Origin of the sequence: Nocardia tenerifensis NBRC 101015 (assembly GCF_000308715.1) — a bacterium.
Classification (GTDB): domain Bacteria; phylum Actinomycetota; class Actinomycetes; order Mycobacteriales; family Mycobacteriaceae; genus Nocardia; species Nocardia tenerifensis.
On record NZ_BAGH01000612.1, the window covers coordinates 1 to 12,675 of the forward strand.

Genomic DNA, 12,675 nt, shown 5'->3' on the forward strand with positions numbered 1-12,675 from the left:
GTACACGGGCACTTAGACACCGTCGAGCTGGCCGGATTGCCCTCGGCGATCGGGAAACTGGTCGATCTGGCATCGCAGAGGCAGGTCGATCCTGCTGCTCTGTCAACGGCCGCCACTGAAGTCGGTGCCACGCTCGGGCCCTTGGCGGACTGGGTGACGCGGACGGCTGATGCGACGCAGCGACAACCGGAATCCGGAAACGCACAGGAGATTCCGCAGGATCTGCTGGCCGGCTTGTCGCATTCCGATCTATCGGCCGCGATGGCCGCACTGTCCGACCTGAGTGTCCCTGCCAGTACCGATCCTGCGAGTTCAGCCAAGCAGCTCGCGGATGCGACTGCGCCACTGACGGATTCGCTGACGAACTCCGGGCCGGAGGCTCTCGCGCAGGCGACGCGCATGCTGGGCCTGGCAAAGCCCTCCGCGTTGGTCGGGCAGGTCACCAACGTGTTGACCAACGGGCTCGCGCTGGCAACCAACCTTCCCACTGTCGTCGACACCCTCACCAAACTCGCAGCCGCGGTCGTCGATATGAATATGGCGCTGCCGGAGAAGGTCTCGCTGCTGCATCGATTGTTCGGAGAACTCAACAACGGGTTCGCGCCGCTGGTGGCCATGGCCGACGGGGTCGACCTGGGCTTGGTCTCGAAGTTTATTGCGCTCATCCCCGACACCACCGGCGCCGCCCAGATCGCATCGATGGTCGTGGGTCTGTTGGAGAACCTGGATCTGGTGGCTTTGGCACGGCAAGCCGGCCGGCTGCAGGAAGACCTCTGGGGCATCGCCGAGGCGCTTGCCAAAGCTGCCGATCCTGTCCAGATCGCCGCGCGAGTGGCCGCGCTCGGACCGACGATGCTCGGATTCGCCACCCTGGCACTGAACGCAGTGACCGGTGAGAAAACGGCACCCTCCACGAACGTCGGCGGTATGGGGTCAACGCAGACCCCAGCCCTATCCGGAGACCGCCAGGCCATGGATGCGCTGGCACTGTTGACCGCCGAGGGGCTCACCGCTGCCAACTTCCTCGCTTCCGGCGTGCACCAGAACTATCAGAACTACCTGGTCGACGGACAGCGCAACACCGTGCAGTGGTTAACCGACTGGTTCGCCGCCCGAATCCGGCACGTCACCGGAGGCGTCTGATGGCCGCCCCGCTTGTAGCCGCACTGCTGACCGGTGTAGTGGTGGCTGCCGGGATCATGCTGTTGGGCTCAGAAGACACGGTCGCGACCAGTCCTGGTTGCCTACCCAACATTCCGCGCACCGCACGACGTGATGCCCCGATCGAGGTGGCGATGCCGCGGCCAGTCGGTCCGGCATCGGTCGCGGGCTACACCGACAAGCAGATCGCCATTGCACGCATCGCGATCGAAGTCGGCCGCCAGCGCGGAATGCCTGAGCTAGGGGTAACCGCCGCGCTGCTGGCCGCGGCAGCGGAAAGTGATTTTCAGAACTACGCCAACTCGACCGTGCCGGAGTCGCTGCGTTACGACCACGACATTGTCGGTTCCGACTACGACTCGGTAGGGCCCTGGCAGCTACGCGCATCGATCTGGGGTTCGGTCGGGATGGCGCAGCTGATGAACCCGCGCTACCAAGCGAATTGGTTCTATGACCAGCTCGGCAAGCTTCCCGGCTGGCAGCAGATGCCCGCTGCCGAGATCGCCCAAGCCGTAGAGCGATCGGCGGTTCCCAGCGCCTACGGACGCCATGCCGAGCGAGTCACGCAGCTGCTGGCGGCGCTGGGAAACGGCACTAGGGCCATGCGCGTTGGCTGCGTCAACTCGGTGACCGATGGATTCGGTCAACGAGTTCTGGACGCTGCTCACCGATGGATCGGCTGGCCCTACGTGTGGGGCGGTGGAGACGAAGCCGGGCCCACTGGAGGTGGTTTCGATTGTTCGGGCCTGACGTTGCATGCGATCTATGTCGCGTCGGAGGGTCGAATCAGGTTGCCGCACTACACCCAATCTCAGCTGGCGCATCCTGACGCACTCGAGGTTCCCCTTGGGCAGCAACGACCCGGGGACCTGATCTTCTTCACTGCTCCTGAACAAGCGGACTCTCACCACGTCGCGATCTATGCCGGAATCATCGACGGGGTCGAAAGTGTGCTTCACGCAGCGACATTCGGTGTCCCGGTCGTCTACGCCCCACTGGCGCAATGGTCCAAAGAACGGTGGGACATCAGACGCTACGGCGCAGGCGATGAGGCCGTGGCTGCTCAAGCCGCCGGGCAGCGAGCACCTGGACCCGGCCACTAGAGGGCCGCACGCGATCGACCCATCCACCGACTCCGAGGAGGCCGAGCTCATGGACAACACCAGCGCACCCCACAGCGGCAACGACGACGAAGAGGACTACACGGCGGAGCGGCCGGTCAATCTGCGCCGCCAACGACTGCGCCCGCGATACGAAACAACGTCAGCGCCAGAAGCTTCCGGCACCGAGCCGGAAGGAAACGAACGGGGGCCGAGCGGTCCTTACAGAGTGGAAGACTGGTCCGCGCCGGCCGCCTCGGAGCAGGACCTCGCCGCCGCACGCGAGGTCCGCTTGGCGATGGTGCTCGAACCGGCTCCCGCAGTCGAGAGCGAACCGGCGCGCTGGGGTTGGCGCGGTGCGCTCAACACAGTCGGGTGTCGCTTCAAGCCGTCAGCGGCCGGGCCGGAGGTTGCCTATCGGCGTGCGGTGCAACGCATCCGCCAACCGCTGCCCGGCACGTCGGTGGTCGCGGTCGCCAACCCCAAGGGCGGATCGGGGGTGACGCCGACAACGATCGTGCTGTCGGGATTGTTCGGCCAGTTTCGCGGCGGGCAGGTGGTGGCCTGGGACGCTAACGAAGCCTGTGGCACCCTCGCCGCCCGCGCGGCGGTCTGCGAAGGACCTGAAACCGTGTGGGACGTCCTTGAATGTGCTCGCGAACTGTGCTCACCGGACCGCGACGCCTCGGCGCTGGGCAGACTGCTGCAGCGCCAGCCGACGCTGGACGAGGTCTTGGCCTCCGACCAAACACCGGCCGGCACCGCGACGTTGGGGCGCGAGGAATGCGCAGCGATCATGGCGGTACTGCGGCGGCAACGCACGATGATCCTGATCGACACCGGCAGTAACGAACGCGCGCCCGCGTTCGAGTGGGCGATGGAGACCGCCACCCAGCTCGTAGTACCGGTCACCGGCCGCCGCGACAGCGTCGTCGCCGCCTTGCGACTCCTCGACGGCCTGGCCCAGTCCGGACATATTGCCCTGGCCGCCCGCGCCGTCGTCGTCTACGCCGAAGAACCCGGCACGAGCAGCGGGCGCGCCCTGGCGGCGTTGGATCGCGCAGGGGTTCAGCGAGTGCTGACGGTGCCATTCGACCGCATGCTCGCCGACGGCGATCGCATAATCCTGTCCCGCCTGGGCTGCGCGGGCGTACAGGCCTGGGCTGAGGTCGCGGCCGCGGTCGCTGACGGACTAGCCGAAGCGCTCGGTTCGCGCTGGGCGCCCGCGGATACCGACTTCGTGCCCGACTCACGGCCTGGGCCCGATCCTCGACACACGCGATCACACCGACAGTTGCCAGCCTGCGGGATGGACGAAAAGTCCGACGTCCGAAATGAACGAAACATGTTGTGTGGCTGGAAAAGCGGCGCCTACACCGTGGACTGGTGAGCGACATGCGCTCCCGGCAAAACGAATCGAAGCAATCGGAACTATTCGCGGCTGCGCAAGCCGGTCGCATCGGAATGGAGGTGAAGCGATGCTCACTCTGATTACGCGACGACGCATCCGTCGAACAGGTTGGGCCACGGTGGTCCTGGGCGCGGTGGGGTTGGCACTCGCGGCGGCTCCGACCGCGTCAGCCCAAGATATTCAGAATCCGCTCGATGGGGTGAGCCCGGACTTCGGGTTGTTCTCCGGATCCCTCGACGCCACCTGGAAACGGATCGTCGCCTTCATCTGGGCGCTGATCATCATCGGCTCCGCGGTACGGGTCATCGTGGGCGCGTTCAAGGTCAAACGAGCCAAGTCACGCGGCTATGCCAACGATCTGTCCGAGGGCTCCGAAGAACTACAAGACGCCCTGATCTCGGTGGCGTTGGTGGCCGCGGCATCCCCGCTGGTCGCAACGATCTTGTTCGTCGTCGGCGGATAGCCGCCATCAGGTCACGCGACCCGCGCCGGCCTGACATCGATGACCGATCCCGCCTGGTGCGGGTAAGGAGGCATTTCCCCATGAAGTGGAACGCCAAGGGATTCGGCGACCTGACCCCAGACACACCAGGTCAGGCGCCTGGCACCACCCAGTCGACTCGCAATAGGAAAACTCCACGGCAGATCCTGATCGCGGGCATGGTGCTGGTTTCGATCGCGGTCACCGGAATGCTCGTCCTCAACAGCTGCGAGAAGGACGATCCCGCCAGCGCCGGCTCCGGCAATTCGGTGCGCGCACCCCACGGGCCCACCGGTGTACGCGACGGCGTCCCAATCGGTTACAGCCGCGACCACGAAGGCGCCGCGACAGCCGCGGTAAACACCGTGCAGGCATTGACCCAAGCCGGCCAAGGGCGGATCGCGATGGCAGCGGTCGAAGCGGCGTTAATCGCACGTGATCCGGGTCTGCGACTGCGGAAGTGGATCGAGAACGGCCGAGATCGTGCCGAGGATTCGAGCGTGCTCAATATCGTTCCCGCTGCGGTGAGCGTCACCGGCCACAGTGAATCCTCAGCCCACGTCGGGGTGTGGGTGATGGTGGTGTCGCGCTCCCAAATCAATCCGCAATCGCCGATGTCGGTGAATACCGCGTGGGCGACCGACACCGTCGACCTGGTGTGGGAGGACGGGGATTGGCAGGTCAAGGAGCTCTCGTCGAAAACAGGGCCGGAACCCGGGGAGCTGACCAACATCACGAAGGATTCGCCTCTGGGACAACCCCTGGAGGCCGGCCACTACTCGGTCTATATCAACTGAAAGGGGCTGGGTGAGATGAGAATTCGGGATCGGCTTCGACTAGCGGCGGGACTGCTGTGTGTGATGTGGATGTTCGCCACATTGGGCAGCGGGCTCGCATCAGCACATCCCGCACAGCCGGTCCCGGCTGGGGCGCTTCCTCAAGGATTCCCCTTCGACCTACGCCAATTCGTCGATCGCACAGAGGAATTCCGGTCGGGTCCCTGGTTCTCCGGCGCCTGTTCGGGCCGTGGCGGTGATATCGGTGCCTACGTCAATGCTGTGATGGCGGTGGAAGGCCGGCTCATCTACTGGGCCGTGACACCGGAGAAGCGAAAGGAACTGGTAGGTGGCGAGGTAGGGACTGGAACCGAGCCGCCGCCGCAATCGCTTCCTCGCGTATTTCCCGCGGGTGATTCCTCCTTCGCGATGCCCTCCGCCTGTGCGGACGATCTGAAACAGTGGGCCCGGCCTGCCGAGAATGCCTGGGGCTTCAACTGGGCGAAGACCCCAGACCAGAACTCGCTGCAGGCGATGCGCAAATCCGTGGGCGCGGAGGAATTCGCGATCGTGCCCTTCGAAGCCTGGACCGACCCCTGCTCGGTGAACGGGATGTACTGCAACCATGGCTTTTTCGTCGAATGCGATCGACCGGAGCTGCCGCACATCGACCAGGAAACTTGCCTCGATTGGAATCGTGCGGTGGGCCGGTTGTTCGTCGGCACGGCGCATTGGATCGATCGCAATACCAGTTTCGGTGATCGGCTCCGTGGGTCGGTGTTCGGGGAGGTGATTGCCGCCGGAGCGGCTGTGGTAGAGGCGTTTTCGTGGTTGTGGCACACGGCCGCGGCGGTGGTGCGGTTCATCGATGACCCGCAGAGTGTGATCGATGACTGGGCGAATTCCTCAAAGGACAGCGCGGTCGATCTGACGGCGCGAGTGTTGGAAGGCTTGTCACAGACCGGGCGTTTCGACCCGGAGGCGGAATGGTTTCACCGTTGGTATGCGCTGAGCACCGGTCTCGGTGTGATGGTGATGGGATTGATGACCCTCCTGGCGATCTGGCGGACTGCGGCCAAGGGTCAGACGATCAAATCGATCACCGCAGACCTGGGGGCATATCTGCCCGCGGGGATCGTGTTGATGCTATTCGCGCCAGCGTTGGCGGCCTGGGTGATGGCGGCGGCCAACGCCGTGACTGAGTCGGTCGTAGCGGCCTCCGGCCCCGAACAGGGGGCGATGGTCAACAACCTGCAGCAGTTCACCAGCGACCTGACCGACAAATCCCTCGCCGGCGGCGTTCTGGTCGGACTGTTGTTGTTTCTGCTTCTGATCGTGGCGGTGCTATCGGTGTTCTTCGGTCTACTCGTGCACCAGGTCGCGCTGCCCTGCCTCGCGATCGGCGCCGGGATCGGATTCGGGATGTGGGTGCACCCGCAGTGGCGGCGCAAAGCGTTGCGGCCGGTTCTAGTGTTCCTGGCCGTCGTAGTGTCCAAACCGCTGCTGTTTCTGCTCCTGGGCACGGTCAGCGGGCTGATGAACGCCGCCCTGACCAATACCGGCGGCCCGGAAAAGTTGTCGACACTGAGCCAATTGTGTTTGGTCATCGTGGCTTTCGCTGTAGTGGGGCTTGCGCCGTGGTCGTTGCTGCGGTACGCGCCGCTGCTGCCGTCGCGACCAGACGCCACCGGGTTCGGCCAATCGGGTTCGATGATGGCCGGCGCGGCCAGTGGAGCCGGTGCGGCGATGTCGTGGCACGCACGCAGCGGTCGCGGGCTCGGCCGCAACGCAGCCAGCAGCAGGGGTGGAAGCGGTGGCGAAAGTCAAAGCAAGACAGGTGATCCGGGATGGCGGACCGCGGGAAGTAGCGATGGCCGCTCGGCCACCGAAGCCCAATTGGGAAACCGGCTCGCCGCCAACACCAACGCGCAGGGCGCAAACCAGGGGAGCGGGAGCCGCACGGGTCGTGCGCTGCAATCCATGGCGCAGGTCGGGAAATCCGTCGGCGGTTTGGGCGTCAAGTCGGCTCTGGCCGGGGGCATGATCGCCGCCCCGATCGCCGCTCAAGCCGCGGGTGGGGCGTTGAACAAAGCTCGGTCGGTCGCCGAATCCGCGCCCGGTGAGGCCGAGTCGGAGCCGGAGGCCAAATGACTACCGAACAGCGCACCTGCATCCTCGGCGGTGAAATCGCCCGTCGCTCTTGGCTTGGCCTGTCGCGTCCGGTGCTGATCAGCTGGGGGATCGGGCTGGGTGTGGCGGTCGCGCTATATCTGCTGGCGGGCGGGGCCTCCTGGTCATTGGTGGTGGACCTAGTCATGTTGGCCGCGATGTTCGCCGCCACGATGGAATGGCACGACAAACCCTCCTGGGCAGCGTGCCGACTCCACACACTGCGCAACTGGCTGCGGCGTCGCCGCGGGGAACACGTGTACCGCAACTGCGAGGACCCGAGTTTCGGTGACCCGAACAAGGATCCGGGGTGGGAGTTCCCACCGCCCCTGGGCAATACCACTCCGCTGCCGGTGGCCGGGACCGGTCTGGACGACATGTTCATTCTGCGCACCGCCAATCCTGGTGAACGCTCGAGCTACTGCACGATCCTCGCGGTCGAAGGCGTCGCGGACGGGCTACGCGGCGATGCCGCCTACGCCGCGTCCTCGGCCGCATTCGGAACGTTCCTGGCGCAGCTGGCGCGATCGAGCTCCCACATCCGCGGGATACAGCTGCTGCACCGCAGCGTCCCGCATGACATGACCCAGCACACCCGTTGGGCCGAAGCCCGCGTCGCCGAACTCACCGACCCCCGCTTGGCGCCCGCGGTGGAATCGTATGGGGCACTGATCGATCTGGCTGCTCCGCTGGCCGAAGAACACCGGTCGGTGATTGTGCTGCGGATCCCGCAGACCGAGGCGTTCATGTCCGAGACCGCGCGCATCGCCCGCACCAAATCTGCGAGCCCCGCAGCCGCTATCGCACAGCTTGTCCGCGACGAAACCGAACGCGCCACAAGACTTCTCGCGCTCGCGGGCATGGGACGCATCGACGTCCTCGGTGAGCGGCGCGCGTGTGCGCTGATCCGGGCGTTCATCGACCCCAGCTTCAAAATCGATCGCCACCGCGACGCTGCGTGGGCAACCTGCTGGCCGAGCTATGTCGGCGGCCGCGACAACGTCGCCATCGGCGCCGATGGTGCGTGGCGCACCCGGGTCGGCTACCTGCCTCCCCGCGCGATCGAACCCGTCGCGCTGGGACCCTTGTGGCTGACGCCGCTGCTGACCGGCGTGGAAGCCGATCCCGGCGACGACGACACCGCCCCGATGCCGACCATTCGCACTGTAGCCGTGCGCATTGATTTCGTGCCCGCCCACCGAGCGCGCGCCGCCGCCCGTGGCGACTTCACCGCCGACCAGGCCCGGCGCACCAAGGAAGCCCGCAAAGGCAAACTCGACGACGGATCCACCGAAGTTCTGGCCAGCGCGTCCGATCGCCGCCGCAATGATCTCGTTCCCGGCTCTGGACATCACGGCGCGATCTACTCCGCCGCGATCGCAGTCACCGGCCGCGACTCCGATGACGTCGAACGGGCCTGCCTGCGCGTCACCGAAGCCGCCCACGAATCCGCGATCGCCGAAATCGACTGGGCCACCGGCAATCACGACACCGCACTGTTCCTCACCCTGCCCCTCGGGCGAGGCCTGGCCGCCACCCGCTACAGCCGATAGGAGGAAGCCGCGATGCCGAAACGACTACGCAACAACACCATTCGTGCCCGACGCGCCAAACGCCACGCCCGCGCCCTGGGGCTACCGGACTCGACCTTCGGTGCCGCCAGTACCGCATCCTCGGCGGCCGCTCTGTCTCCGGCGACCGACTCGTCCCCGGACACCGACCCGTCTCCCGTGAGCACCCCCTCCGCGGCGAGCGCCTCATCGTTGGTGACTGTGCCGCGGCGACGTGTACCGCGGCGGCGACGGTGGCTGGATCGCTACGGTTGGTACGAACCTCGCCCGGAAGGCGCATGGACCACCACCCGCCAAGCTGAGGCGTGGAATGTCGCTACTAGTCGGCGTCGCTCCCGTCATGACGGTGTGCTGGCGGGATTGAACACGCTCTCGCAGGAGCTCGAGATCGTCGATAGCTTCGCCGCCTATGGCAGCGAAACCAGCGGCATCAACGTCGTGGTCATCGGCGATATCGGCCGCGGCAAAAGCTCCTGGATCAAAACCGTCTGCGTGCTGCGCCAATTGGTTGCCAACCGACAGGTGGTGATCTTGGACAAGAAGCCGCAGGCCGGGGTGGGGGAGTACACGCCATTGGCGAAAGCCCTTGGCGCGGAAAGCATCCGCTTCCGCGTCGGTGGCAGCGGCGCCTGTCTCAACCTGCTCGACCACGCCATCAGCGTCCGCGGCGACCACACCGGTGGCATCGACGGTGTCGTGCCGGCCGGCCAGGAAGCCCTCGTGGTCGCGGTGCTGACCGATGCTATGGGCAGAGAGCTCGACGAACGCGAGAAAGCCGCTGTCGGTGCTGGGCTGTTCGCGGTCACCTCCGAGGCACATCGGACCGGCCGTGACCCGGTGATCCGCGATCTGGCCCACCGACTGCTCAACCCCGAGCACCACGACGGCGCCGGATTCGGACCGCGCTGGTGCGAGCGAGCCCTGGAGTGGGGTGTCGAACCTGGCCTGGCACTGCTGCGGCTGGCCGAACGAGACCTGTGCGGATTGGTGGACGCGCCCACCAGCCCCGCCGTACGGGTTGCACTCGACAACCACCCGCTCGTGCATTTCGACCTCAGCGCGTTGCCGACCGAGGGCCCGGCCTTGCGGGTGGTGATGACCACGGCCAACACGTGGTTGGCCAACAAACTCGCCGCCCGCTCCTCGAACTACCAGCAGACCATTCTGGTGGTCGAGGAAGGCTGGCACGTCGCCGCCGGCTCCACCGGCGAGGTATTTCGCGGCAACGCCAAACTCTCTCGGGGTCTGGGCCTTTCGACCGTTGCCGCGTTCCATCATCCCGCCGACCAACCCCCGGACTCGCCCGCGCAGGCGTTGATGGGCGAAGCCAGCATCGTGGTGCTGTTCGGGCAGGCCCGCTACGACGACGCCGCGGAAACCGTGCGCCTGTACCGACTCCCACCTGGCACCGAAGAGACCCTTATGCGCCTCGGACGTGGCCAAGCTCTGGTCAAGATCGGCAGCCGGGACCCCTTCCTGATCAACCACATTCGCTCCCCGCAAGAAGTGCTGCTCACCGACACCGACGCTGCGATCACCGGCCGCCAGAGTGACAGCGCAGAAACAACGCCCACCACGAGCGAGCCGGCGGCCGAGCGGAATGGCCCCGGCTCGGGTGGCCCTCAATCGCACGGGCCCGGACTGCAGGGGGGTGCGGAGTGAGCGGGCGGCGGGGGTTGCCCAATCCCGTGCGTAGCGAACCTGTTCTGCCTGCTGGCGTTTCTCTGGCAGCCTATGCGGCGACGACCGCGGCTGTCGGGCTCTGTGGTGGCGGGGCGCTCTCGGGTGTGCTGGCCGGGCACGGGCCGTCGGTTTTGTGGCCTGCGGACGTGATCCCAACACTGGCACGGTTGATGTCCGACCCCGGCGCCCCGGCCGCCGCGTGGCCTGGCGACCCGCGGCCCGGACCTGCCTGGTTGACCTGGCTGTGCATCGGAGTTGTCGCCGTTGCGTGGTGTTCGTCAGCCGTGATCGTCACTGACCTTCTCGACAGCCGGTTGCGTAAGCGCCACCGCCCCGGCTTGGCCACCACCGCCGATCTACGACGAGTCGGGTTGGATCGACGACGAGCTCAGTCAAAGGCCCGGCACGAATATCCCAACCTGAGCCGGCGGGGAAGAAGGCGACAACGATGACCCCGCGCCTATCCTTCGGATCCCGTCGAACCGCCCACGCCCACTCCGCAGCGATCGATATCGGCGGGTTGGCAGAGCGGCCCGCCCGCCATGTCTACCTCCAGCACCGCGACGGCGTGATCGTCCATGGCCCGACAGGCGCGGGCAAAACATGGCGAGTGGCCTACCAAAGAGTCTGTGACGCACCAGGCTTCGCGCTAGTCACCACAACAAAAGCCGATCTGGTCGCGGCGACCTTGGTCCAGCGCGCCCAGTGTGGGCGGGTCGCAGTATTCGATCCGGAAGGGTTGACAGGCTGGCCAGCGTGTCTTCGATGGTCGTTCCTGTCCGGGTGCACCGATCCCGACACCGCCATCCGACGAGCCGACGCCGCAGCCCGCGCCATGCCCCTGGAAGGCACCCGCAACGGCGCCTACTTCGAGCAAAAGGCCTCGACCATGCTGCGCTGCTGCCTGCACGCCGCCGCCCTGAGCGGGCACGGCATCCGCGAGGTGCGGGTGTGGATCTCCTCGCGCAGCAACCGCACCCCCGTCGACATCCTCTCGAGTAGCGTGCCGGACTGGGCCAGCGAGCTCGACCAGATCCTGTCCTCGCCAAGCGAATCCACCGACGACGTCCTGGCCGCTGCGGCTCGATTGCTCGAACCGCTGGCATCGCCGAAACTGCTGGCCGCCATCGACATCGACCCGGCACGCTCGTTCGACGTCGAGGAATTCGTGCTCTCCGGCGCGAACACGCTGTATCTGGTCTCGCGCGGCAGCACCCGCTCGATGGCGCCGTTCGTCGCTGCGCTGGCCGCCGAAGTCCACTACATCGCCGACCGTGCCTCTCAGCACAAACCGGGAAAACGTCTCGACCCGCCGGTGCGGCTGGTACTCGACGAGGTCAACAACGTCGCTCCGATCCCGGATTTGCCGCAGATCATGACCGACTCCGGTGGCAAAGGCATCACCGTGTGGGCCTTCGCCCACAACCAAGACCAAAACGAATTACGTTGGGGCACAGAGGGTGGCCGCGTACTGGCTCAATCCGCTCCGGCGATGCTGATCCTGCCCGGCCTACGTGGCGCCGACGAACTCGCCGCGCTCTCGCGACTCATCGGCGAGCGTCGCAGCTGGGAAGCCAGCCTGCACCAGGGCGGCCGAAGCTACCAACTCCACGACGCAACCGTGCTGCGCGCCGACGAAATCCGCGAACTACCCAGCGAACACGCACTTCTGCTCTATCGAAACGCTCCAGCCGCGCTGCTTCGACTGCCCAGTGTCTGGGAAGTCCCCCGATGGCGCCAAGAGGTCCAGGCCTCGACCGCGCGGTTCGATCACATCGTCGCCACCGGCGAGGTGCCGGACCAGCTTCTGCCGCAGTCGAGTTCCGGAGCCGCGTCATGAACGCCGAACGCCCGCGGCTACCCGGGCTGCATCCCGGCCGCTACGCCTGGCGCCACCTCGACCGGGTGGGCGCGGCACAACTCTGGGAGGAGCTGACCGACTGGGTCGACTGGCTACGTACGACCTACCAGCTCGGCTCCCGCATCCCCGGCTGCTGGTACCGCCACCCCAGCGTGCGAGAAGAACTCACCGCCCTGATGGCCGCCCACTACGCCGCCTACTACTGCGACTGCGAAAGTCCTGATCTGCCAACCGAAGAGCCGATCGCCTGGCACACCCAATGGCTGTGGCCAACCGTGGAACGACTGACCCGCAACTCCGACTTCTCCGGTTGCCGACCCGAGAACTGCCGCTTCACCACTCAGCCGCAACCCACCCTCGGGGGTCTGGCCGACTACATCGCCGCCGACCTCAACAGCCGCGACGGCCGCGATCCGCAAACCCGGTAAGTCACCGCTGGATTCGACTCGAAGGAGTGATCAC

At 66.2% G+C, this 12,675-nt stretch carries 9 protein-coding genes and 1 pseudogene; all 10 read left to right on the forward strand.

Annotation, left to right across the window (positions count from 1 at the left end; translation table 11 throughout):
* Positions 1-1,143, forward strand: a pseudogene (locus ON39_RS43795) (hypothetical protein); the annotation flags it as partial.
* Entirely contained in the window at positions 1,143-2,264 is a 1,122-nt protein-coding gene (locus ON39_RS46620; RefSeq protein ID WP_246003251.1) for a C40 family peptidase, read from the forward strand. The pseudogene ON39_RS43795 and the gene ON39_RS46620, both read left to right, overlap by 1 nt.
* Complete coding sequence (locus ON39_RS46625) at positions 2,209-3,651, forward strand: MinD/ParA family ATP-binding protein (protein WP_051187904.1); 1,443 nt, start codon at positions 2,209-2,211, stop codon at positions 3,649-3,651. The genes ON39_RS46620 and ON39_RS46625 overlap by 56 nt, the downstream gene beginning before the upstream one ends.
* 88 nt (positions 3,652-3,739) lie before the next feature.
* Positions 3,740-4,135, forward strand: a complete 396-nt coding sequence (locus ON39_RS43810) for a hypothetical protein (protein ID WP_040743092.1) — start codon at positions 3,740-3,742, stop codon at positions 4,133-4,135.
* A gap of 80 nt (positions 4,136-4,215) precedes the next feature.
* The gene (locus ON39_RS43815; protein WP_051187906.1) at positions 4,216-4,950 is read left to right on the forward strand and encodes a DUF8175 domain-containg protein; all 735 of its coding nucleotides are present in this window, start codon (positions 4,216-4,218) and stop codon (positions 4,948-4,950) included.
* 69 nt (positions 4,951-5,019) lie between these two features.
* Positions 5,020-7,080 (forward strand): hypothetical protein, encoded by a 2,061-nt coding sequence (locus ON39_RS43820; protein ID WP_146251434.1) that lies wholly within the window; start codon positions 5,020-5,022, stop codon positions 7,078-7,080.
* Positions 7,077-8,651, forward strand: a complete 1,575-nt coding sequence (locus ON39_RS43825; protein ID WP_040743094.1) for a hypothetical protein — start codon at positions 7,077-7,079, stop codon at positions 8,649-8,651. The genes ON39_RS43820 and ON39_RS43825 overlap by 4 nt, the downstream gene beginning before the upstream one ends.
* Before the next feature lie 366 nt (positions 8,652-9,017).
* Positions 9,018-10,331, forward strand: coding sequence for a putative type IV secretion/conjugal transfer ATPase (locus ON39_RS43830; RefSeq protein WP_063713495.1), 1,314 nt, complete (start codon positions 9,018-9,020; stop codon positions 10,329-10,331).
* A 469-nt stretch (positions 10,332-10,800) separates the two neighbouring features.
* On the forward strand, positions 10,801-12,192 hold the full coding sequence (locus tag ON39_RS43835; RefSeq protein ID WP_085998372.1) for a type IV secretory system conjugative DNA transfer family protein: 1,392 nt from the start codon (positions 10,801-10,803) through the stop codon (positions 12,190-12,192).
* Positions 12,189-12,641: a hypothetical protein gene (locus tag ON39_RS43840; protein ID WP_051187909.1), complete on the forward strand. Its 453-nt coding sequence runs from the start codon at positions 12,189-12,191 to the stop codon at positions 12,639-12,641. Before ON39_RS43835 ends, ON39_RS43840 begins: the two co-directional genes overlap by 4 nt.
* Positions 12,642-12,675: the final 34 nt, after the last annotated feature.

Coding starts and splice junctions, on each gene's coding strand:
- ON39_RS43810 (WP_040743092.1), top strand. CDS start 3,740: ATGCTCACTCTGATTACGCGACGACGCATCCGTCGAACAGGTTGGGCC.
- ON39_RS46620 (WP_246003251.1), top strand. CDS start 1,143: ATGGCCGCCCCGCTTGTAGCCGCACTGCTGACCGGTGTAGTGGTGGCT.
- ON39_RS43840 (WP_051187909.1), top strand. CDS start 12,189: ATGAACGCCGAACGCCCGCGGCTACCCGGGCTGCATCCCGGCCGCTAC.
- ON39_RS43835 (WP_085998372.1), top strand. CDS start 10,801: ATGACCCCGCGCCTATCCTTCGGATCCCGTCGAACCGCCCACGCCCAC.
- ON39_RS46625 (WP_051187904.1), top strand. CDS start 2,209: ATGAGGCCGTGGCTGCTCAAGCCGCCGGGCAGCGAGCACCTGGACCCG.
- ON39_RS43815 (WP_051187906.1), top strand. CDS start 4,216: ATGAAGTGGAACGCCAAGGGATTCGGCGACCTGACCCCAGACACACCA.
- ON39_RS43825 (WP_040743094.1), top strand. CDS start 7,077: ATGACTACCGAACAGCGCACCTGCATCCTCGGCGGTGAAATCGCCCGT.
- ON39_RS43820 (WP_146251434.1), top strand. CDS start 5,020: ATGTTCGCCACATTGGGCAGCGGGCTCGCATCAGCACATCCCGCACAG.